The organism is Pseudomonas sp. SWRI50, assembly GCF_014269095.1.
Taxonomy (GTDB): Bacteria; Pseudomonadota; Gammaproteobacteria; order Pseudomonadales; family Pseudomonadaceae; genus Aquipseudomonas; species Aquipseudomonas kermanshahensis.
In genome coordinates this window covers 53,841-72,467 of record NZ_JABWRW010000006.1, presented here as the reverse complement: position 1 = coordinate 72,467, position 18,627 = coordinate 53,841, and the positions used below count along the sequence as shown (strand labels likewise).

At 63.7% G+C, this 18,627-nt stretch carries 6 protein-coding genes and 3 pseudogenes; 3 read left to right on the top strand and 6 right to left on the bottom strand.

Annotated elements, in window-relative coordinates; translation table 11 throughout:
* Positions 1–105: 105 nt before the first annotated feature.
* The 3 genes and pseudogenes from HU750_RS08790 to HU750_RS08780 form a co-directional block, all read right to left on the bottom strand.
* A complete protein-coding gene (locus tag HU750_RS08790) occupies positions 106–774 on the bottom strand; it encodes a class I SAM-dependent methyltransferase (RefSeq protein ID WP_186678691.1) in 669 nt (222 codons plus the stop codon).
* A gap of 35 nt (positions 775–809) precedes the next feature.
* Positions 810–2,174, bottom strand: coding sequence for a chromate efflux transporter (chrA, locus tag HU750_RS08785; protein ID WP_186678689.1), 1,365 nt, complete (start codon positions 2,172–2,174; stop codon positions 810–812).
* 14 nt (positions 2,175–2,188) lie between these two features.
* Positions 2,189–2,518 (bottom strand): annotated as a pseudogene (locus HU750_RS08780) (helix-turn-helix domain-containing protein); the annotation flags it as partial.
* Here HU750_RS08780 and HU750_RS27155 point away from each other — a divergent pair.
* Positions 2,509–2,658, top strand: a pseudogene (locus tag HU750_RS27155) (DUF2834 domain-containing protein); the annotation flags it as partial. The pseudogenes HU750_RS08780 and HU750_RS27155 overlap by 10 nt on opposite strands.
* A pseudogene (locus HU750_RS27150) lies at positions 2,658–2,768 on the top strand (MAPEG family protein); the annotation flags it as partial. The pseudogenes HU750_RS27155 and HU750_RS27150, both read left to right, overlap by 1 nt.
* A gap of 39 nt (positions 2,769–2,807) precedes the next feature.
* Here the strand turns inward: HU750_RS27150 and HU750_RS08775 are convergent.
* The 3 genes from HU750_RS08775 to HU750_RS08765 are packed head-to-tail and all read right to left on the bottom strand — an operon-like array spanning position 2,808 to position 7,221.
* Positions 2,808–4,136, bottom strand: coding sequence for a TolC family outer membrane protein (locus tag HU750_RS08775; protein WP_027593774.1), 1,329 nt, complete (start codon positions 4,134–4,136; stop codon positions 2,808–2,810).
* Between the two features lies 1 nt (position 4,137).
* Complete coding sequence (locus HU750_RS08770) at positions 4,138–5,478, bottom strand: HlyD family type I secretion periplasmic adaptor subunit (protein WP_186678677.1); 1,341 nt, start codon at positions 5,476–5,478, stop codon at positions 4,138–4,140.
* Positions 5,479–5,484: 6 nt separating this feature from the next.
* Positions 5,485–7,221, bottom strand: a complete 1,737-nt coding sequence (locus HU750_RS08765) for a type I secretion system permease/ATPase (protein WP_186678674.1) — start codon at positions 7,219–7,221, stop codon at positions 5,485–5,487.
* A 455-nt stretch (positions 7,222–7,676) separates the two neighbouring features.
* Between HU750_RS08765 and HU750_RS08760 the strand changes: the two genes are divergently transcribed.
* Entirely contained in the window at positions 7,677–18,503 is a 10,827-nt protein-coding gene (locus HU750_RS08760; RefSeq protein WP_186678671.1) for a peroxidase family protein, read from the top strand.
* Positions 18,504–18,627: the final 124 nt, after the last annotated feature.

The following is an 18,627-nucleotide window of genomic DNA, read 5'->3' as shown; positions in this document are numbered from 1 at the left end:
CCCGCGAATGGGGCTACGCGGTGTATGGCACCGGCTTTGCCGGTGTTCGCGGGGCGAGCCCGCTCCCACAAGGGGCGGCAACTCGCTTGCAATGCCACACAGGGTTCACCGCCCTTCGGCCACCATCAACAACGCCTGCGGCACCGCACTTTGCGGGTGCTGCGGCTCCTGCAGGCTGACCAGGCGCAGCCCGGCCATGTCCAATGCATTCAGCCAACTGGCCAAAGTGCGGAAGTACCAAGGCATCGGCCGCCAGTCCCCGGCAAACCCTGCGAATGACTCTTCCCGCCATCCATCCTGATAATCCCCCGCAGCCACACTCCAGGGGTGCAACGTCTGGATCACCACTGCACCACCCGGAGCCAGCAGCCCATTCATCGCCGCCAACAAGGGGATGACGTCCTGCTGCAACAACGCAAAATTGGCACAAACCAAATCGTAGTCACGGCCAACGCTGACGTCGCCCTCGGCCAGCTGTGCGTAACTGGCAAGGTGTACCTCGGCGGAGCCTGCCGCACGGGCCGCCTCCACCAGGGTGTTGTCGCCATCCACGCCGACCGCCTCGATGCCGCGATCGGCCAGCGCCCGCAGCAACCAGCCTTCACCACACCCAAGGTCGAGCACGCGCTCGGGTTGCCGGCTGAGAATGGCCAGCAGGATAGCCTGGTCGGTCACCTGCCGACGGCTCTCGATGGCGCCACTGCGCACCGCGTCGATCCAGGCTTGGGCGTTGTGCTGCCAGCTGTTGAGCAGGTGCGTTTCGGCGTCGAGCATGGGTAGTCCCTCATCGCTGGGCTCGCTGTCTAACATCACTGTGCCCCCGCCAAGAGGTGTGTTGCAAGGCCCGCCATTGCGCAGGCAATCAGTACGCTGATCACTCCGCGCCTGAAGCGGAACAACGCGACTGCCGCGGACACTGCAATTACCGCTGAAGGCCAGTCGAAAGGCCCGCTGAATCCTGCAGGCCAGAGTACGTGGTAGCCGAAGAACAAGGCTAGGTTCAGGATGACACCCACGACGGCGGCAGTGATGGCGGTCAGTGGCGCTGTAAACTTCATCTCGTTATGAGTCGACTCCACCAGTGGGCCGCCTGCGAGAATGAACAGAAACGAGGGTAAAAAAGTGAACCAGGTGACCAGGCACGCCGCTGCCGCACCCGCCATGAATGCATGCTCGGCCCCCCACATGGGGTGCTGGTAGCCGCCGACGAACCCTACGAAGGCGACTACCATGATCAGCGGCCCAGGCGTGGTTTCACCTAATGCCAGGCCATCGATCATCTGTGTGGGTGAGAGCCAGCCGTAGCTGCCGATTGCACCTTGGTAGACGTAGGGTAATACGGCGTAGGCGCCGCCGAATGTCAGTAGCGCCGCTTTGGTGAAAAACCAGGCCATCTGCGTCAGCGTTCCATGCCAGCCAAACACCGCAGCCAACATGCCCATGGGCAGTAGCCACAGGGCGCCACCTATCAGCAGTAGGCCCAGCAGGCGTTTCCAGTTGAAACGTGCATGTTCGGGAGGGGGCGTGCCATCGTCGATCAAGGCAGCGCCGTGGTGCGCAGTGGCAGCGCTGTGGCCCCCGCCGAGCACGAATGCATTCGGCATAAGGCGCCCGCCGATGTAACCCAGCAATGCAGCCAACAAAACGATGAGCGGGAACGGCACGTTCAGCGCGAAAATAGCCACGAAGGCGGCCGCTGCGATTGCCCACAACCAACCGTTTTTCAGCGCTCGCGCTCCGATACGGTGGGCCGCGTGGACAACGATGGCGGTCACTGCCGGTTTGATGCCATAGAAAATGCCCGCCACCACCGGCACTTCACCGTAGGCGATGTAAACCCACGAAAGGCCTATCAGGATGAATAGCGACGGCAGCACGAACAATGTGCCGGCAATCACCCCGCCCCAGGTCCGATGCATCAGCCAGCCGATGTACGTCGCCAATTGCTGGGCCTCGGGGCCGGGCAGCAGCATGCAATAGTTGAGCGCATGCAAAAAGCGCCGTTCGCTGATCCAGCGGCGTCGCTCGACCAATTCCTGATGCATGATCGAAATTTGCCCTGCTGGGCCGCCGAAGCTGATGAAGCCCAGCTTCAGCCAGAACAGTAAGGCTTCAAACATACTGACGGGTGGAGCAGAAGCGGTGTCGACAGACTCAGGACTGCGCTCAGCCATCGTTTTTCCCCCACTCACTGAGTATTCGTCGTATCACTGCAGGCCAATGTCATGGCTTGCCAGGTTTGCGCATCGGCGGGTATCAAGTGCTCGATGCGCAGCGATGCCACTGTTATATCCTGAGACATGCCAAACGTCGTGAACGTCGAGAGAAATTTCAACTCGCCTTGGCTCGAGCGCAGCCGAGTCAGCACCACGGGCGACGACGATACGAATGCGGTACCCGCTTCGGGTGTCGGCAGTTGCGCCAATAGGCTCGCCAGCGCCGCGTTGCCGGCGGCTTCGCGTGAGGCACGTTGCCAAGCGATTGTGCGGACTTCCTCCGTGTTGACCAAGGGATGCCCGTTCGAAAGGACGATCGTAGTTACGGGTTGCCCCTTTTTTGCTGCTCACGGCTGTGTTTGTGTCCGTGGGGCCGCTTCTGTACATCGTGTTTGAAGGCTTTGGCAGGCGCTCGGCACATCATGCTCACGAGGGGGCGTGATGCACGATGCCCTGTCTGTCTATGCGGTCTGTGTGGTCGTGCTGTTCCTGAAGATGCTGGCGATCTCATGCTACCAAGGCTATTACCGCCTGCGTTACAAGGCCTTAAGCGCCACCAACAATCTCAAGCTTAAACAAAGCCAGAGCAGGTCAGTTACTCACCATCAACTCCGGCCCAAGGTAATTGTTGACCAGCTCGATATCGTCGTCCCCCAGGCTGCCCACCGATGACGCCAGGCGCAGGCGTGACATCAGGTAGTTCAACTTGGCCTCGAACAGGTCATGCCGTGCGTCAAAGAGCAATTCCTCGGCATTAAGCACATCCGAGTTGGTACTGGTACCGCCCTCCTTAAAGCCCTTGCGTGTCGAGGTCAGCGAACGTTCGTTGGACGCGACGGCCTTTTCCAGCGCATGGATACGCATGGCGCCACTCTGCACACCTCGGTACTCACGGGTGGTGCCGGAGATGACTTCCTGGCGGGTGGCGTCGAGCTCGTCCAGCGCTTTCGAACTGTTGGCGCTGGCCTGGCGGGTCAGCGCGCTGGTGCTGCCGCCGCTGTACAACGGGATGTTCAGTTCCAAGCCGATCGAGCTGTACTGGTTGCGCTGGTTCAGCTCTGAAATCGATTGGCTGCTGCCCGCGGTGTAACCGGCAACGAAGTCCAGGGTCGGCCAGTGCCCGGCCTTGGCCCGGTTCACCTCTTCTTCTGCCAGTTCGTAGCTGTGCCGGCGGGCGTGAATCAGCGGGCTGTCGGTTTGTGCTTTGACCAGCCAGTCCTGCAGGTTGCCCGGTAGCAGCGGCGGGGTGGTGAAGCCTGGCTGCAAGGTGGTCAGCGATGCCGGGGTTTCACCGATGTACTCCTCGAGCTTGCGACGGGCGTTGACCAGGTTGTCCTGCGCCTCGATCAGGTCGGCTTCTGCCAGGTCGCGGCGAGCGACCGATTCGTCGATGTCGGTCACCGTGCCGGCGCCCAGCTCCATGCGCCGTTTCGCTGACGCAAGCTGCTCCTCGAAAGCGTTCAGCTTGGCCCTGGCCAGGGTGATGGTTTCGCTGGCCAACAGCACATCGAAATAACTGTCTGCCAGGCGCACCGCGGCATCCTGGCTCTTGGCATCGAACACCGCGACGCTGTAGTCGGCACGCTGCTGGCCCTGGCGGTATTCGGCCATCTTCTGCTTGTTGAACAGCGGTTGGCGCAGGCGCACGCTGGCGCCTTTGGAGTCGTAGTCCAGGTCGTTGTCCTGGCCGCTCTGGCGCTGCGAGCCATTGACCTTGTTGTAATAGGCCGTGGCATTGATCTGCGGCAGCAGGCCGGCTTGGCCGATGGCCCGGTTTTCCAGGCCGGCTTGTTTCTCATGCTCGGCGGCATGGTAGATGGGCCCTTGGTACTGCAGCAGGTCCCAGGCTTGCTTCAGGTCCATGGCACTGGCTGGCAAGGACAACCCCAACAGGCACAACATCAGGCAGTGACGGTTCATCTCATTGCTCCTTGAACGCGCTGTCGACGCGTTCGAGCATGGGTTTGAGCAGGTAGCTGAGCAGGTTGCGCTCGCCGGTCTTGATGGTGACGGTGGCCGGCATGCCGGGGCGTATGTGGTTGCTGCCCAGCAAGCTCATGCCGGCGGGTGAAACGTCCACCTGCGCCAGGTAGAACGGCTGCTTGCTTTCTTCATCGAGCAGGCGGTCGGCAGAGATGGTTTTCACACGGCCGGGGATGTTTGGGGTCTGAGCGTGGTTGAAGGCCGGGAAGGCGATGTCCACGGCAAGCCCTGGGACCATTTTGTCGATGGCCTGCACCGGGATCATCGCGTCGACCTGCAACGGCTCGTCGAGCGGGACGATTTCCATCAGCTTGGCGCCAGGCTGGATAACCCCGCCGACCGTGGCGATGCCCAGCGCCTGGACCATGCCATCGATGGGTGAGCGGATCACCGTGTGGGTCACTTCGTAGTCCAATGCACGCAAGCGGTCGGCCAGGGTGGTGTTTTCCTTGGCGGTGTCGGTCAGTTGCGACTCGACCTCTTTCAAGTAATCGTGCTGGCGCTGAAGCATGCGCAGCTTGATCTCGGTGGCCTGGCTGCGCACCCGGGCGATGTTGTTGAGGTTCTCGGCCTGGCCGGCGGAGAGGTCGGCGTTGCTGCGCTCCAGTTCCAGCAGGCGGTTGCGCGGCACATAACCTTCGGCGGCCAGCACGCGGGTCCCTTGCAGCTCCTGGCCGAGGAAGTTGATCTGCGAGGCGCGGGCGCCGTACACCTGCTGCAGGCCTTTGAGCTGCACGGCCGATGCCGCCAGGTTCTCTTCGAGGATGCTGAGCTCGCCCGCCAGGCCGGCGCGGCGGGTGTCCAGCAAGCGCTGCTGCAAGTCCATGGCAGCCAGCAGGCGTGGGTCTGCGCTGAAGCGCTTGAGCAGCGCGGGGTCAAAGGTTACCGAGTCGCGGTTGTCGCGCTCGGCTTCGAGGCGGTTTTCCACGGTATTGCTGACAATGTACTGGGCGCTGACTGCGCCCTGTTCGGCCACGGCTCGCAGGGCATCGAGGCGAACCAGTTCCTGGTCCTTTTTCACCACGTCGCCTTCGCGCACCAGGATCGCCTCCACGGTGCCGCCGCTCAAGTGCTGCACGGCCTTGCGATTGCTGGTGACCTTGACCGTGCCGGTGGCCACCACGCCGGCATCCAGCGGCGCCAGCCAGGCCCACAGCAAAAAGCCGCCGAAGCCGGCCAGCACCAGCCACAGGCCCCAGCGCACCGGCTTGCCGGCATCCAGGTCGATCAGGCGCTTAGCCTCGGCAGGGATCAACTCGGTCGGTTGGCTCATGTGCATGATCGGTTACTCCCGTACTTTTACCGAAGCCAGCGGCGCTGCTGCGGCCGCCGGTATCACGCTTGCCTTGCGCAGGGCGGCAAAGACTTCGTCGCGCGTGCCCAGCATCTGCACGCCGCCGTCACGCAGCATCAGCACCTTGTCGACGGCGCACAGCACGTTGGGCCGGTGAGAAACCAGCACCACCGTGGCGCCACGGCCTTTGAGTTCGCCCAGGGCATCGACCAGGGCCTTTTCCCCAACATCGTCAAGGTTGGCGTTGGGCTCATCCAGCACCACCAGGTTAGGTTCGCCATACAACGCACGGGCCAGGGCAATGCGCTGTTTCTGGCCACCGGAAAGCGGGCTGCCATCGGTGCCCAGGCGGGTGTCGTACCCCTGCGGGAAGCGCAGGATCATCTCGTGCACGCCGGTGCTCTTGGCTGCGCGGATGACCGCATCGCTGTCCACCTCGGCAAACCGCGCGATGTTGTCGGCGATGGTCCCTTCGAACAGTTCGACGTCTTGCGGCAGGTAGCCGAGCCACGGGCCCAGTTCGCCTTTGTTCCAGGTGAACATGTCGGCGCCGTCCAGGCGCACCTTGCCGGCCTGGGTCGGCCAGACGCCAACCAGCAGGCGGGCGAGGGTGGACTTGCCCGAGGCGGAGGGGCCGATGATGCCGAGGCTTTCGCCCGGCGCCAGGCTGAAGCTCACCCCGCGCAGAATGGTGGTGTTGGTGCCGGGGGCGCCAGCAAACACGTTCTCCACGGCGAGCATGCCCAGGGGCCGTTGCAGCGACATGCTCGGTGGGCGGCGTGGGTAGTCCTGCAGCAGCTCGGTCAGCCGCCCCCAGGCTGAGCGGCAGCCAAGCAGTTGCTTCCACGAGGCGATGACTTGTTCCACCGGCCCCAGTGCGCGACCGGTGAGGATCGAGCAGGCGATCATCATGCCCGGGGTGATCTTGCCTTCGATCGCCAGCAGCGCACCGGTGCCGAGGATCAGCGATTGCAGGGTGATGCGCACGAAGCGCCCGGTGCTGCTGATCAAGGCCGCACGGTCGGACGCCAGCGTCTGCATCTGCAGGATGCGCAGATGGCTCTGGTACCAACGCTTGCTGATCGACGGCAGCATGCCCATGGCCTCGATGACTTCGGCATTGCGCAGGTTGTTGTTGGCGTAGTTGGCAGACGACAGCGCCGCGTGGTTGGCCTCGGCCAACGGCTTGTGGGTGGCCTTTTCGGTGAGGTACGCCAGGCCGGCGAGGATCATCGAGCCGATCATCGTAACCAGCCCCAGCAGCGGGTGGATCAGGTAGCACACCAGCAGGTAGATGGGCGTCCACGGTGCATCGAAGAAGGCGAACAGGCCATTGCCGGTCAAGAACTGGCGGACCTGTGCCAGGTCTTGCAGGGCCTGGGCCGGGTTGCCACCGGCGCGGTTCAGGTTGCGCTCGAAGGCGGCGCTGAAGATGCGACGGTTGAGGTCCATGTCCAGGCAGTTGCCGACCCGGATCAACACGCGGGTGCGGATCATCTCCAGGGCGGACATCAGCAGGAACAGCCCGACCACCAGCACGGTGAGCATCGTCAATGTGGTGACGTTACGGCTGACCAGGGCGCGGTCGTAGACCTGGAGCATGTAGACAGCTGGCGTCAACATCATGACGTTTATCACGCCGCTGAAGCCTGCCAGTGAGTAGAAGCTGCGGCGCAGGCGAAAGAGCGCCTCGGCCAGCTCGGAACGGGTGCGCGGCTGCTTGTGCATCTGGGGCCTCCCTCTGTACCAAACCGGAGGCCGTTGCGGCGCTCTGGACTGCTCTAGATGTGGCTTCTGGACGGCACGCAGGCGGGTCGCTCTGTAGGCGAATCATCCGAAAACGCTGCGGTGCCCCACAAGCACGAGCGTAGGTTGCAACGAAATATCTTGTAATATCATTTCGCTCTATAAATTCTTTGAACTTTTTATAAGTCACGTAAAAACAGCGAGTTGCAACGCATTATCATCGAGAGTCATTTTTTCGACGGCTTATTGACAAGGTTTGAACCTACGACTTTAGTCTTGATTATTCGGGCCGCTCCAACGGGCCGCGCTTGACCAGAAGTCATCGCACCACCGATCCCGGAAAACCGAACCACGAACTGCGCACGTCAGCACTGACTGGGCGCGGGATGGACCCTGTTGCCCTGTGTCTTTCTCCCGATAGATCGAGGGCAATCTAAATGGCCAATTTCAGCAAGTCGGACCTGGAGTTCATCCTCAAGCAGATCTTCATCGCCGAAGCCCACGCCAAGGGCGCCAATCTCATCGATCTGCTGCCCAACAGCCAGGTGCCGTTTGGCTTGCGCACCGTGGACGGCAGCTACAACAACCTGGTGGCCGGGCAAAGTGAGTTCGGTGCCGCCGACAATTCCTTCCTGCGTTTGCTTGATGCGTCCTACCGCGCGGCCTATGCCGGCACCGGCACGGTGGTCGACGGGCAGCCGCGCACCATCAGCAACCTGATCGTCGACCAGACGCCGAACAACCCCGCCGCCGTAGAAGCCAATGGCGGCGCGGCGCCGGTGATGAGCCCTGGCCTCGATGGGGTGTTCGGCACGGCTGACGACAAGCCCGTGTTCTTCATCCCCAACCAGTCTGCAGACGCGGGCCTGACGGCCGGTTTCAACGCCTGGATGACTTTCTTCGGCCAGTTCTTCGATCACGGCCTGGACTTGGTGACCAAGAGCACCACCGACATCGTGTTCATCCCGTTGCAGCCGGACGACCCGTTGTACGTGCCCAACAGCCCGACCAACTTCATGGTGCTGCCACGTGCCGTGCGCACGGCCGGCGCGGACGGTGTGCTGGGCACGGCCGACGATGGCCAGCCCAACACCACCTCGCCGTTCGTGGACCAGAGCCAGACCTACAGCTCGCACCCCTCGCACCAGGTGTTCCTGCGCGAATACATGCTCAACGCCGCGGGCGACCCGATTGCCACTGGGCGGCTGATCACCAACCGCGATCTCGGCGCCGACGGCAAGTTCGGCACGGCCGACGATGGCAATGGCGAAAATGGCGGCATGGCCACCTGGGCCGTGGTCAAAGCCCAGGCCCGCGACCTGCTCGGTATCAACCTGACCGATGCCGACGTACACAGCGTGCCGCTGCTGGCGACCGATGCCTATGGCAACTTCCTGCGCGGGCCCAATGGCATGCCGCAGGTGGTGATGCGCGTCAGCAATGGCGCTGATGGGGTTGCCGGCACGGCCGATGACGTAACCCAACTGGTCGAGGGCAATCGCGCCGCGCCGATCAGCCTGGCCAATGCCGTCAGCACCGGGCACGGCTTCCTCGACGATATCGCCCACAACGCCGCGCCCGTCGTGGTCGGCGGCGTGCCGCAGGCCGACGGCGACACCGCGGTGGGCAACGCGCAACTGGTGGGCCCAGGTGGCAACAACCTGACCTACGACAACGAACTGCTCGACGCCCACTACATCGCCGGCGACGGCCGGGTGAACGAGAACATCGGCCTGACCGCCGTGCACCACGTGTTCCACTCCGAGCACAACCGCTTGGTCCAGCAATCCAAGGACACCATCCTCGCCGCAGGCGACCTGGCCTTCCTCAACGAATGGCTGGTGGATGACGTTGCCGTGCTGCCGACCACACCTGCCGCCATCGCCGCGCTGGTGTGGGATGGCGAACGCCTGTTCCAGGCCGCCAAGTTCGGCACCGAGATGCAGTACCAGCACCTGGTGTTCGAGGAGTTCGCCCGCACCATCCAGCCGCAGATCGACGAGTTTCTGGCGCCTAACGGTTATGACACCTCGATCAACCCGGCCATCCTCGCCGAGTTCGCCCACGTGGTGTACCGCTTCGGCCACTCGATGCTGACCGAGACCGTCGATCGCTTCGACCCCGAGTTCAACCCCGTCCTTACCGACCCCAACAACCCCGACCAGCAGCTTGGCCTGATCGCTGCCTTCCTCAACCCGCTGGCATTCGCTGGCAGCGGGGCGACGGCCGATGAAGCGGCAGGGGCAATCATTCGCGGCGTGACGCGCCAGGTCGGCAACGAGATCGATGAGTTCGTTACCGAAGCCCTGCGCAACAACCTGCTGGGCCTGCCGCTCGACCTGCCGGCGCTGAACCTTGCCCGTGGGCGCGACACCGGTATCCCCTCGCTGAACGAGGCGCGCCGTGAGTTCTATGCCGCGACCGGCGACAGCCAACTCAAGGCCTACATCAGTTGGGTCGACTTTGCCGACCACCTCAAGCACCCGGCATCGCTGGTCAACTTCATCGCCGCCTACGGCACCCATGCGACGATCACCGGGGCGACCACGCTGGCCGACAAACGTGCCGCCGCCATGGCCTTGGTGTTCGGGGGCGATGGCGCGCCGCTCGACCGCCTGGACTTCCTCAACGGCACCGGCGCCTGGGCCAACGTGACCCGGGCCGGCAAAGACGGTGTGCTGGGCACTGCGGACGACGTGAGCGGGGTGACCATCACCGGTGTCGACACCATCGACTTCTGGGTCGGTGGCCTGGCCGAGCAGAAGATGCCTTTCGGCGGCATGCTGGGTTCGAGCTTCAACTTCGTCTTCGAAACCCAGTTGGAGGCGCTGCAGAACGGCGACCGCTTCTACTACTTGTCGCGTACAGCGGGCCTGAACTTCGGCACGGAGCTTGAAAACAACTCCTTTGCCAAGCTGATCATGCTCAACTCCGACGTCACGCACCTGTCCAACACGGTGTTCCTGACGCCGACGTTCACCCTCGAAGTGAACCAGGCCAACCAGTTCACCGGGCTGGGTGCCGACGGCAAGGCCGACCCTACCGGCGGCATCATGATCTACGGCCAGGAAATCGTCCCGCTGGTGATCCGCGACAACCCGGATACCGTGGGCCCCGACAGCAACTACCTGCATTACACCGGCCTGGACCATGTGGTTCTGGGGGGCACTGCGGGCAATGACATCATCATCTCCAGCGAGGGTGACGACACGCTCTACGGCGACGGCGGCGATGACCGCCTCGAAGGGGGCGCCGGCAATGATGCGGTGCTGGGTGGCGCGGGCGATGACATCATCACCGATTCGTTCGGCGACAACCGCCTGGAAGGCAACGCCGGCAACGATGTCATCGTCGCCGGCAGCATGGGCGTTGCCGGCAACCTGATCCTGGGCGGCGATGGCCAAGACTTCATCATCACCACCGAAGACATCAGCACCACGTTCGGCGGCCAGGGCGACGACTTCATCCTCGGCGCCAAGACCAACCTGCCGCCCACCGGCAACGAAGGCGATGACTGGATCGAGAAGGGCACCCAGGACGGTGCGCCCGGCGACAACTTCGCGCCGCTGCTGGGTGACGAAGTGGTCGGCAACGACATCTTCGTCGGGGGTGGTGGCTTCGACGAGATGATCGGCGAAGGTGGCGATGACATCTTTGTCGGCAGCGATGCCCAGGACAAGATGGACGGCATGTCCGGTTTCGACTGGGTCACCTACAAGAATGACCAGGTCGGCGTCACTGTCGACCTGAGCCTGGCCGCGCTGGCGCAGCCCCATGGCAACGCGCCGAACCAGAACGCCGGCGTGTTCAACCCGGTCGGCGCCTCGCCGGCCTCGATCCTCGACCGCTTTGCCGAAGTCGAAGGGTTGTCCGGTTCCAAGTTTGGCGATGTGCTCAAGGGTGACGACGTCGATGCAGTCACCATCCTCAACCACGGCGGTGCCACTGGCAGTGCGCTGACCAACGTGGCGCTGATCCACGGGCTGCAGCAGTTCCTGGCTGACGCGGGTTTGCCCACCACCGGCTTTGCCACCGGCAACATCATCCTCGGTGGCAATGGCAGCGACCTGATCGAGGGCCGAGGCGGCGATGACCTGATCGACGGCGACAAGTGGATCAACGTGCGCATCGCGGTGTATGCCGCCGGCGACGTCAACCATACCGGGCCGGAAATCGCCAGCTTCGACAGCATGGTCGACATGATCCCGTTCATGCTCGACCGCACCTATAACCCAGGCCAGCTCAAGGCCGTGCGGGAAATCCTGCCGGGCACTTCGACGGGTGGCGCGGCGTTCGATACCGCTGTGTTCTCCGGTGTTCAGGCCGACTACGTGGTTACACAGAACAACCGTGGCACAGCCGATGTGTCGGACGATGTGTGGACGGTGACCGACACCGTTGCCGGCCGTGACGGCGTCGACACCCTGCTGCATATCGAGCGCCTGCAATTTACCGATGGCCAGCGCGTACTGGTGACCGGCGTGAATGCGCAGCCAACCGGCAGCCCGACTGTTACCGACAACAACGCTGGCGCGATCACCGTGGGCGACATGCTGACCGTGAGCATGGCCGGGGTGCGCGATGGCGACAATGTGTCGCTGACCAATCCGCAAGGCGTGCTCAACAACACCTCGGTGTCCTACTACTGGCAGTTCGAAGCGGACCCGGGCAGCGGTGTGTTCGAGGACATCATCCTGCTGCCGGCCGGCGACCTGGCGTTCCAGAGCGCCGATGGCACGGCGTTCAAGGTCTCGCCAGACCTTGCCGGGCTGTCACTGCGGGTGAAGGCGATCTACCAGGATGCGCACGGCACCACTGAAGTGCTGTTCTCGCAACCCACGGCCGTGGTCGAGGCGGGCGCCCCCGTGGTGCCGACCGCGCCGACGCCGGTGGTTGACGCCAGCGAAGGTGGCGCGGGCCTGCACATGGTCCGTTCCGACCTCAACTTCATCCTCGCGCAAATCAAGATCGCCGAGGCTGATGCCGCCGGGCAGGACATCCTCTCGCTGATACCGAACATCCGTGCACCCCTGGGGCTGCGAGCAGTCGACGGTTCGAACAACAACCTGATGAACCTCAACGGCATCAACAACACCCAGTTCGGGGCGGCCGATAATGTCTTCCCACGCCTCACCGACCCGGTGTTCAACCCCGCTGAAGGCGCGCCAGCCGGCTTCTTCGGCCCAGGCTCGCCGGCCATTCCAGGGTCGTCCTACCAACAAACCAGCGGCGCAGTATTCGACTCACAGCCGCGTACCATCAGCAACCTGATCGTCGACCAGACCTCGAACAACCCGGCTGCCTATGCCACGGCCTATGACCCTGGCGCCGATGGCGTGCTCAACTTCGGCACGCCGGGTAACGACGATGTGCTCAAGGATGGCGTGCGGGTCGTCGCCAGCCCCGGCCTGGACGGGCAGTTCGGCACCAATGACGACCACGACGTGTACCTGTTCGAGAACACCACGGCGGATGCCGGGCTGTCTGCGCCGTTCAACGCCTGGATGACCTTCTTTGGCCAGTTCTTCGACCATGGCCTGGACCTGGTCACCAAGGGCGGTTCGGGTACCGTGTACATTCCGCTGCAACCGGATGACCCGCTGTATGTGCCGGGTGGCCACACCAACTTCATGGTGCTGACCCGTGCCACCAATCAGCCAGGGCCGGATGGCATTCTCGGCAACGCCGACGATATCCATGAGCACAGCAACACCACCACGCCGTTCGTGGACCAGAACCAGACCTACAGCTCACACCCGTCGCACCAGGTGTTCCTGCGTGGCTATCAGATGACAGACCATGGCCCCGTCGCCACGGGCCGGTTGATCACCAACCGCGACCTGGGCGCCGATGGCAAGTTCGGCAGTGCCGACGACAGCGAAATTGGCGGCATGGCGACCTGGAAAGTGGTCAAGGCGCAGGCCAATGACCTGCTCGGCATTCACCTCACCGATGCCGACGTCAACAACGTTCCGCTGCTGGCGACCGATGCCTACGGCAACTTCATCAAAGGGCCCAATGGCTACCCGATGGTGGTCATGAAGGGCGCCGATGGCCTGGGCGGCACGGCGGACGACGTGCTGGTCGAAGGCAACCCGTTGGCGCCGATCGACCTGACCAACGCCGTGCGCACGGGGCACGAGTTCCTCGCCGACATCGCCCACAATGCAGTGCCCGTGTTCAACGGCGGTGTGTTGGCACCCGATGCCGGTATCCAGGTCGGCAACGCCGTCCCGGTCAACCCGCAGACCGGCGCCAACCTGGCCTACGACAACGAGTTGCTGGACGCGCACTACATCGCGGGCGACGGCCGGGTTAACGAAAACATCGGCCTGACCGCCGTGCACGCGATCTTCCACGCCGAGCACAACCGGCTGGTGGCGCAGACCAAGGACACTGTGCTCGACTCGGGCGACGTGGCCTTCCTCAACGAGTGGCTGCTCAACCCTGTCAACGCACTGCCGGCCAGCCAGGCCGAGATCGATGCACTGGTGTGGAATGGCGAGCGGTTGTTCCAGGCAGCCAAGTTCGGTACCGAGATGCAGTACCAGCACCTGGTGTTCGAGGAGTTTGCCCGCACCATCCAACCGCGTGTCGACCTGTTCTTCGCCCCGACCCAGGTGTACGACGTCGACCTCGACGCCTCGATCGTCGCCGAGTTCGCGCACACCGTGTACCGCTACGGCCACTCGATGCTGACCGAGACCGTCGACCGTTTCGACATCGACTTCAACGTGGTCAAAGACCCCTCCAGCGCCGACCCCGACCAGCAGTTGGGCCTGATCGCCGCGTTCCTCAACCCGCTGGCGTACGCCGCCAGTGGCGTCACCCCCGAGGATGCGACCAGTGCCATCGTGCGCGGGGTTACCCGCCAGGCCGGTAACGAAATCGACGAGTTCGTCACCGAGGCGCTGCGCAACAACCTGCTCGGGCTGCCGCTCGACCTGCCGGCGATCAACATCGCCCGTGGCCGCGATGTCGGTATCCCTTCGCTCAACGCCGTACGCCGCGACATCTATGGGCAAACCGGCGATACCCAACTCAAGCCGTACACCAGTTGGGTCGACCTGGTGCAACACCTCAAGCATCCGGAGTCGTTGATCAACTTCATCGCCGCCTATGGCACGCACAGCACCATCACCGGGGCAACCACCCTGGTGGACAAGCGTGCGGCGGCGATGGCGCTGGTGTTCGGTGGCGACGGTTCGCCGCTTGACCGGCTCGACTTCCTCAACGGCACCGGGGCCTGGGCCAACGTGACACGGCCCGGCAAGGACGGCGTGCTGGGCACGGCCGATGACCTGAAGGGCGTCACGGTGACCGGTGTCGACGCCATCGACCTGTGGATCGGCGGCCTGGCCGAGGCAAAAACCCCGTTCGGCGGCATGCTCGGTTCAACGTTCAACTTCGTGTTCGAGAACCAGCTGGAAAAACTCCAGGACGGCGACCGCTTCTACTACCTGGAGCGCACCGCTGGCCTGTCGATGAACGCGGAACTGGAAAGCAACTCGTTCGCCAAGCTGATCATGGCCAACACCTCGGCCACCCACTTGCCAGGCCTGGTGTTCTCGGACCCGGCGTTCTACCTCGAAGTGGACCGCAGCAAGCAGTACAACGATGGCCTGGGCAATGCCGACCCGCTGGGCGAGAACGGCCAGCAGGTGGTGTTCCGCGACAGCCCGCTGACCGCAGGGCCGGACAGCAACTACATCCGCTATGCCGGTGACGAGCACATTGTGCTGGGTGGCACCAACGGCGCCGATGTGCTCGTCTCCGGCGGGGGGGACGACACGGTCTGGGGCGATGCCGGCAATGACCGCATCGAAGGCGGCAACGGCAACGACCAACTGCGCGGCGGTGCTGGCGACGACATCATCAGCGACATGGGCGGTGACGACAATATCCAGGGCGGCGACGGCAACGACGTGCTGCACGGCGGTAATGGCATCAACCTGATCATAGGCGGTTTCGGCAACGACTTCATCGTCACCGGTGAAGACGCCTCCGAGGCCATCGGCGGCCAGGGCAATGACTTTATCCTGGGCAGCAAGGCCAACGAACAGGACATGGGCAACGAAGGGGACGACTGGATCGAGAAGGGCACCTCGGACGGTGCCCCTGGCGACAACTTCGACCCGCTCGGCAACGACCCGATCATCGGCAACGATGTGTTTGTCGGTGGTAACGAGAACGACAAGTTCAACGGCGAAGGGGGCGACGACATCATGGTCGGCAGCCTCGGCTTCGGTGACCGCTATATCGGCGGCTCCGGCTACGATTGGGCGACCTTCAAGGGGCTCGCCCAAGGCGTGACCATCGACTACAGCGACCGCTTCTTCGATGTGCCGCCAGTACCGGGTTCGGGGGCATCGGCGCTGGTGCGTTTCGACATCATGGAGGGCGTGTCAGGCTCGGCGCACGGTGACTTCCTGCGCGGCGACAACGAAGATGCCGCCTCGCTGCCCACCGCCGGTGCCAATGGCAGCGTGCTGACCAACATCAGCCTGATCAACGGCCTGGCCGATCTGCTGGCCGCTGGCGCGACGTTCTACGACGGCGGCAACATCATCCTCGGCGGCAGCGGCAGCGACCTGATCGAAGGCCGCGGCGGTGACGATATCCTCGACGGTGACAAGTGGCTCAACGTGCGCATCAGCGTACGCGCCAACAGCGATGGCACCGGCCCGGAAATCGCCTCGTTCGACAGCATGGAACCGATGGTGCCGTTCATGCTCAACGGCACCTACAACCCTGGGCAACTGGTGATCACGCGGGAGATCCTGAAAGGCACTGACAACTTCGACACTGCGCTGTTCTCAGGCGTGGCGACGGACTACAACGTTGTGGTCGACGGCAATACCGTGATTGTCACTGACCTGGTAGCAGGGCGTGACGGCGTCGATCGGCTGACCGGCATCGAGCGGCTGCAGTTCTCCGACCGGGCCATCGCCTCCGGTGTCGGCACGGCCGCCAACGCAGGCCCGTCGGGCCACTTGGTGATCCTCGACGATGCCACCGGCGTACGCGATGACACACCGGTGGCTGGCCAGCTGCTGCGGGTCACTGACCTGGCCGTGCACGATGCGGACAACGCCAGTGCAAGCAACCCGACCGGCGCGCTCAACGGCCCAGTGGCTTACTACTGGCAGGTTGAGCAATTGCCGGGTTCTGGGGTGTATGAGGACATCACCTTCGTCGCGGCCGGCGAAGTGTCGCGGGCCATCGGCAGCACCTACCGGGTGACCGACGATGTGGCGGGGCTGAGCATTCGGGTGCGGGCGGTGTATCAGGATGCCAAGGGCACCCTGGAAATCGTCGACTCGGCGCCCAACAGCGCGCCGAGCGCCGGGCCGGCCGTGACCGGCTTGCTGATACAGAACCAGACGCTGACGGCCAACCCGGCCACCATTGTCGATGCCGACGGCCTGAGCAACCCGCAGTTCACCTTCCAGTGGCAATCGAACCGGGGCGTTGGCTGGGTCAACATTGCCGGTGCCATTAACAGCACCTTCGTCCTGACCCAGGCGCAGGTGGGGCAGAACATGCGGGTGGTGGTCAGCTACGTGGATGACTTCGGCGTGCACGAAAGTGTTGCCTCCGACATCCTCGACCCGGTGGCCAACGTCAACGATGCACCGACAGGCGCGGTGCTGATCAGCGACACCACACCGGACCGCGGCCAGGTGCTGACCGCGCTCACCGCTGGCATTGCCGACCTCGACGGGCTGGGTGCGTTCAGCTTCCAGTGGCAGCAAGGCAGCGGCAGCAGCTTCAGCAACATCGTCGGCGCAACGGCGGCCACCTTCACCCCGGGCTTTGCCCAGGGTAACCAGCAACTGCGGGTGATCGTGCGCTACACCGACGGCTTCGGCACGCTGGAGACGTTGACGTCGGCAGCAACCGCGCCCGTGGTAGTGCCGCCCGGTGTGACCCTGGTCGGTACCAACGCGGCCAACACCCTGACCGGTGCGGCGGGTAACGACGTGATCTCGGGCCTGGGCGGTAACGATACCCTCAACGGATTGGGCGGTGCGGACCAGCTGTTCGGCGGCCTGGGTAATGACGTGCTCAACGGCGGTGACGACCCCGACATCCTCAACGGCGACGATGGCAACGACACCCTCAACGGCGGGCTTGGCGCGGACGCCATGAACGGTGGTGCCGGCAACGATACGTTCGTGGTCGACAACGCCGGTGACACGGTGACCGAGGCGCTGAACGGCGGGACCGACCTGGTGCAGACCAGCCTGGCAAGCTACACGCTGACGGCGAATGTCGAGAACCTGACCTACACCGGCAGCAGCAGCTTCAACGGCACCGGCAACGCTTTGGCCAACACCCTCACTGGGGGGGCAGCCAACGATGTGCTCAATGGCGGTGCGGGGGCCGACCGACTGGTCGGTGGCGTCGGCAATGACACCTACGTGGTCGACAATGCCAACGATGTGGTGGTCGAAGCGTCGGGTGCCGGTACCGATACCGTGCAGACCTCGCTGGCTACCTACACCCTGGCCGGCAACGTCGAGAACCTGACCTTCACCGGGGTGGGCAACTTCACTGCCACGGGCAATGGGCTGGCCAACCTCATCAACGGCGGGGCAGGTAATGACACGCTCAATGGTGACGGCGGCAACGACATCCTCAATGGCAACGCGGGCAACGACACGCTTAACGGTGATGCCGGCAACGACCAGCTGTTTGGTGGGCTGGGCATCGATACCTTGAACGGCGGCGGTGGCGATGACAGCCTCGATGGCGGTGATGGCAATGACTCACTGCTGGGGGGCGCTGGCAACGACACGCTGCTGGGTGGCCTGGGCAACGACACCCTGGACGGTGGCGTCGGCGTCGATTTGCTGCAGGGTGGCGATGGCAACGACACGCTGTTTGGTGATGTCGGCAACGACACCTTGCTGGGAGGGGCCGGCAACGACTTCATCAACGGTGCCGCTGGCAACGATACGGTCACAGGTGGGGCGGGCAACGACACGATGATTGCCACTGACGGCAATGATGTCTTCCAGTTCGCTGCAGGCTTTGGCAACGACCTGATCATCAACTTCGATGCCATCGCGTCGGGCGGCCAGGACCGGCTGGACATCACCGCGCTCAATATCACGGCTGCCACCTTCGCTGCCAGCGTCACCATCGCCGATGTCGGCGCTGATACGCTGGTCAGCATCGGCGCTGCCGACTCGATCCGCCTGGTGGGGGTGGCCGACGCCACGACGGTGACGGCGGCAGACTTCATTCTGGCGGGGTGAGTGGCTGAGCGTTCGTGCTCTCAGGATTGACGCGTTCCCGTGTAGGAGCAGCCTTGTGCTGCGAAGAGGCCGGTAACAGCACAGCGTATTTTTGCTGCTGTCACCGGCCTCTTCGCAGCACAAG

Bases quoted from the DNA above. Each gene is read 5' to 3' on its own strand.
- chrA (WP_186678689.1), bottom strand. From the start codon at position 2,174: ATGGCTGAGCGCAGTCCTGAGTCTGTCGACACCGCTTCTGCTCCACCC.
- HU750_RS08775 (WP_027593774.1), bottom strand. From the start codon at position 4,136: ATGAACCGTCACTGCCTGATGTTGTGCCTGTTGGGGTTGTCCTTGCCA.
- HU750_RS08770 (WP_186678677.1), bottom strand. From the start codon at position 5,478: ATGCACATGAGCCAACCGACCGAGTTGATCCCTGCCGAGGCTAAGCGC.
- HU750_RS08760 (WP_186678671.1), top strand. From the start codon at position 7,677: ATGGCCAATTTCAGCAAGTCGGACCTGGAGTTCATCCTCAAGCAGATC.
- HU750_RS08790 (WP_186678691.1), bottom strand. From the start codon at position 774: ATGCTCGACGCCGAAACGCACCTGCTCAACAGCTGGCAGCACAACGCC.
- HU750_RS08765 (WP_186678674.1), bottom strand. From the start codon at position 7,221: ATGCACAAGCAGCCGCGCACCCGTTCCGAGCTGGCCGAGGCGCTCTTT.